Here is a 4770-nt window from a genome sequence, read left to right as displayed (position 1 = left end):
CTTATGCCAAATGATTGAATGTTGCTAAGTCAATGTTTAATTTTGTAACTTACTGTAGGAATTTATTGAGAGTATATGAAAATATTTAGTCTATTACTGGTTTTTGTTATAAGCGGAACAGCGGTTTTTAGTCAAACTGGGGATTTTAGAACAATCACAGGAGGAACTTGGTCCACAGCCACTACTTGGGAGCGTGATGCAGATCAAAATGGAACCTTTGAAGAATCGCCATCTACTGTTGCTCCCAACTCCTTGAGCGATGAAATTACAATTCAAGCGGGACATACGGTCACACTTACTAACAATGTCACTATCAACGGGACATTAACTATTCAAAATACAGGTGCCTTAACTATATCCGCTGCTGGAGCTCCAGCTGATAGGTTAACAATTTCTTCTACAGGTACATTAAATAATTTAGGAACATTGACGATGGCCGGAGGGCTCATAAAGCGGATGCGAGTTAATGGTGTAGTTAATAACTCTGGAACTATGAATGGTTTCAATCCAACTAAATTATTTTTCGAAGCAAATTCTATATACGATCATCAATTTACATCAACAGCTGGTACGATTCCGTTGGCAACGTGGAACACTTCTTCTACATGTCAAATAACTGGATATACATCTGCAGGGTCAGCTCCTGCTAATTTATCTCAAGGGTTCGGTAATTTTACATGGAATTGTGTAAACCAAACTGCTCCCATAGACCTTGCGGGGTCGTTAACAACAATAAATGGAAATCTTAATTTATTGAATACTGGATTTATAGGTGTTTTTCTCGATCAATCCGGCTCAAATACTACAATAGATGTTTCTGGAAATTTAATTGTTGAAGAGTATTTTATTGTTTCAGAGACTGGAACTGGTAATATATTAAATGTTTCTGGTTCGGCAATCCTTACAAACAATACACCTTATTTAGTCTTATCTGGAGCCTCTGGTGATGTCACATTAAATGTAGCAGGTGATGTAAGCCTAGATAATGGAGGGTTCATCGATATGTCACAAGCAGGTGTAGGCAATTCTGTTGTTAATTTGGGAGGAGACTTATCAATGGCGAATTTTTCTTATATCACAACTGGTTTTGGGACAGGTAATTACACAATTAATTTTAATGGATCAAGTGAGCAAATCTTAACTGCTAGTCTGAATGAATTATTTGATGGTCAAGATGTGAACATCTTATCAGGTGCGATTCTCTCAATTGCAAATAACAATTTTTTAGGAACCTCTGGCGACTTTAATTTGGCCAACAATGCAGAGTTAAGAGTTGGTTCTACGGCTGCCTCTGGAGCTATTCAAACCTCAGGAAGTGGAGGAAATATTCGAGTAACGGGGACACAGACATATACTTCGGGATCAACTATCGTCTACAATGGGTTGGCTGCTCAATTTATAGGATCTGGATATCCTTCAACTGCAGGTGTGCAATTAGAAATTAATAATGCCAATGGAGTATCTTTAGTTTCTAATGTTACCATAGGTGATGATTTAACGCTTAATGCAGGCAATCTTTCAGTCGGGTCAAATTTATTAACTCTCCGAGGCAGTGTTAGTGGTGCAGGTTCTATTGCTGTGACCTCTAACTCTGACATAATAGTCAATGGTACAGGTGTATTTGGTACTTTCCCATTTCTTTCTGCAACTCCAACTTTAAATGATTTTACAATCGATAGAGCGGGGGAATCAGTGATTTTTGAAGATGACGTTACAATAACCGGCATTTTGTCTATAACTCAGGGAGATCTTGATTTTAGGGGTAGAACTTTGAATTTATCAGGCACCATAACAGGTAGCGGGAACATTCAATCTAATGCTTCTTCAACATTAAATATAACTGGTAGTGGGGCATTTGGAACATTACAATTTGATCCAACCGCCAACACTATTGGAACACTCTCATTCAATAGAAATACATCGGGTACAGCAGCTTTGCAAGGTACATTGACAGTAAATAATGCCCTAACACTTTTAAACGGAGAGCTTACTAATTCAGCTTCTTTGTTTATGGCTGACAATGCGTTATTAACTAAAAATTCGAATGCTGTATTTCTGGGTAATTCTCCTGAAACTACAGGGGGAGCACTTTATGATATCATTTATACCAATGCGGGACAAACAACTGGTAGCGAAATACCTGCACCAACTACTACGGATGCTTTAGGAGACTTGACAATTCAAACATCGGGAGCGGTTGTGTTAGATCAATCATTACAAGTAAATAATGCCGTAACGCTACAAACTGGATCACTTACCATAGGAGCAAACACATTATCCGTAGGTGGAGATTGGACTAGAAATGGGGGTGCTCTTAATGCATATACTGGCTTGGTGATTTTTAATGGAACTACAACTATTGGAGGAAGTAGTGCAGCGACATTCGTAAACTTCCAGGTAGATGGGACGTCTAGTGTTACGATGCCAGCCGGCAATATAAATATTAACGGTAATATTCAAATTTCAGCATCAGCTACTTTCAATGCCAATGGGGGCACAGTTACACTCGGTACTACATCAGACCCTAATATTGCAGCTGGTGGAGCAACGTTTAATAATATTGCGGTCAATAAAGCGTCAGGAACGGTATCCATAACTAGTCAGTTAAATTTAGGGGGTAGAATGACCTTTTCGGGGTCAAGTACTGCAACGATAGATTCACAAGATAACTTAACGATTATTTCAACATCTGATGCAGCCTCAGGAAATGGAAGCATTGGAGCTGTTCCAAGTGGAGTCTCGTTTGTAAATAATTTTACAGTGCAAAGGTTCATGAGTGGAGAGGGAAGAATTTACAGATACCTTTCATCACCCGTAGTAGGTGCAAACTTTGAACAATGGAGAGATGATTTCCCTATTACAGGTACTTTTAGTGATCCTAGCACAGGGCCGGGAATCAGAACTAATAATCCATCTTTGTACCTTTATGATGAGTCAAATCCCGGCACAACGGATACCGGTTGGGAAGCACACCCTACCACAGGAGCACTAGCGACTCATACTATAGAAGTTGGTCGTGGTTATGCTGCTTTTATTAGAGAAGACGTGGCTAGTACCGTAGTTGATGTGACAGGAACACTGAATGTAGCAAATGTTACTGATATAGATTTAGGCGTAACTTATAATGATAGTGGAGAAGGGCCAACTCATGAAGGTTGGAATTTAGTCGGTAACCCGTTCCCGTCTTCGATTGATTGGGATAATATATTAAGTGGTACCGGAGGAACTATCACTAATGTTGATAATGGTATTCATGTAAGGGATAATGGAGCAGGCGGTATTTATAGAACATGGGATGGGTCTGTGGGAGATCTTGAAAATGGAGAAATTGCTACAGCTCAGGCTTTTTGGGTGAGGGCAAATGCAGTGGCTCCTATTCTTACGGTAAATGAGCAAGCAAAGACAGCGTCAACAGGTGCATTTTACAGAACAGAAGAAGCAGAAAAAGAAGTTATTCAGGTTTCACTAAGTAATGGTACTATCACAGATAATGCATTTATATCATTCGATGATAATGCCACTTTAGGCTATGATTCAAAAGACACTCCAAATCTTGATAATGTAAGTTTCGATATATCGAGTTATACAGAAGACTCAATTTCTCTAGCAATTAACTATATCGGAGGTTTTACATGTTCTTCCTCATTGCCTCTAAATATACAAGATGTATCATCAGGATCTTATACTTTAGAGTTCTCACAATTAGAGTCAATTGTAACACCGTACCAAATTTCGTTACATGATAATTATTTAGATACGAACCAAGATATCTTTTTAGAAAGCACTTATACTTTTAATATTGATTCAACAGATTTGTCTAGCTATGGAAATCAAAGATTTGCACTTGAGATTACAACAGACTTTGAATTACATCCTGAAATAGCCATAGATGGCGACAAACTAGCATCTAATTACAGTGAAGGGAATCAATGGTATTTAAATGGAGAACCTATAGCCACTACTCAAGAAATTTTACCTATGGAATCGGGGCTCTATGAATTAGAGGTAATATTAAATGACTGTGTAGCAAGAACAAGTTTGCAGTTTGAGGTTACTGGTTTAGATATAGATTTAACTAAAGAACTTGTAATTTTCCCTAATCCATTTCAAGATAAGTTTAAAATTTCTTCTCAGTCATTAATCCAGAGCATTGAAATTTATGGTACTAAGGGCAACAAGATTTACACTCAAGCTTTAAATACAAAAGAATATGAGGTTAATTCACAGAAGTTATCAAAAGGGGTGTATATTGTTCGCGTTATAACAAACGATGATGTAATTTTATCGCGAATTGTAAAAGAATGATTTTGAAGAAGCTCATAACCACTTTACTCATATCAGTGACTGTATGTCTGTGCTTGCATGCTCAACCTGGGGATCCAGGGGGAGACCCCGATAACCCTGTTCCTATAACAGGTTTAGAGATTCTCATTGCTGCTGGAGCTGCTCTGGGGATCAGATCATTTGTAAAAGCAAAAAAGTAAAAAGCTTTTGATTACCAAGTTCCTTCTTCAACTCCGTATCTTACCAAGATGGGTAATTGTTATTTTAGATATTCTAATAGTAGGTGTATCAACATTTCTTGGGTTTCTGCTGCGGTTTAACTTCAATTTTACAGATGTAAAATTATTCGGTTTTGAGTGGGGAGTACTACTAAATATGACCTCATGTTTTATAGCTCTTTTCGTTACAAAGAGTTACGCAGGTATTGTAAGGTATACCGGATTGAAGGATGGGTTACGCGTACTCTATACACTACTGATTACCCAC

2 protein-coding genes and 1 pseudogene are annotated in these 4770 nt (G+C 38.1%); all 3 read left to right on the top strand.

What is annotated here, in order from left to right; genetic code table 11:
- The first annotated feature begins 75 nt into the window (after window positions 1-75).
- Window positions 76-4305 carry a T9SS type A sorting domain-containing protein gene (locus E1176_RS05965; protein WP_155209650.1) on the top strand — a complete coding sequence of 1410 codons (4230 nt, stop codon included), beginning with the start codon at window positions 76-78 and terminating at the stop codon, window positions 4303-4305.
- A 2-nt stretch (window positions 4306-4307) separates the two neighbouring features.
- Entirely contained in the window at window positions 4308-4484 is a 177-nt protein-coding gene (locus E1176_RS05960; protein WP_155209649.1) for a hypothetical protein, read from the top strand.
- Window positions 4485-4491: 7 nt separating this feature from the next.
- A pseudogene (locus E1176_RS20915) lies at window positions 4492-4770 on the top strand (polysaccharide biosynthesis protein); the annotation flags it as partial.

Source organism: Fulvivirga aurantia (genome assembly GCF_009711475.1).
In the GTDB taxonomy this organism is placed as follows: domain Bacteria; phylum Bacteroidota; class Bacteroidia; order Cytophagales; family Cyclobacteriaceae; genus Fulvivirga; species Fulvivirga aurantia.
This window is presented reverse-complemented; position numbering and strand designations above follow the sequence as displayed.

What these genes read in the sequence shown, in the direction of transcription:
- E1176_RS05965 (WP_155209650.1), top strand. Translation starts at nt 76, where the DNA reads ATGAAAATATTTAGTCTATTACTGGTTTTTGTTATAAGCGGAACAGCG.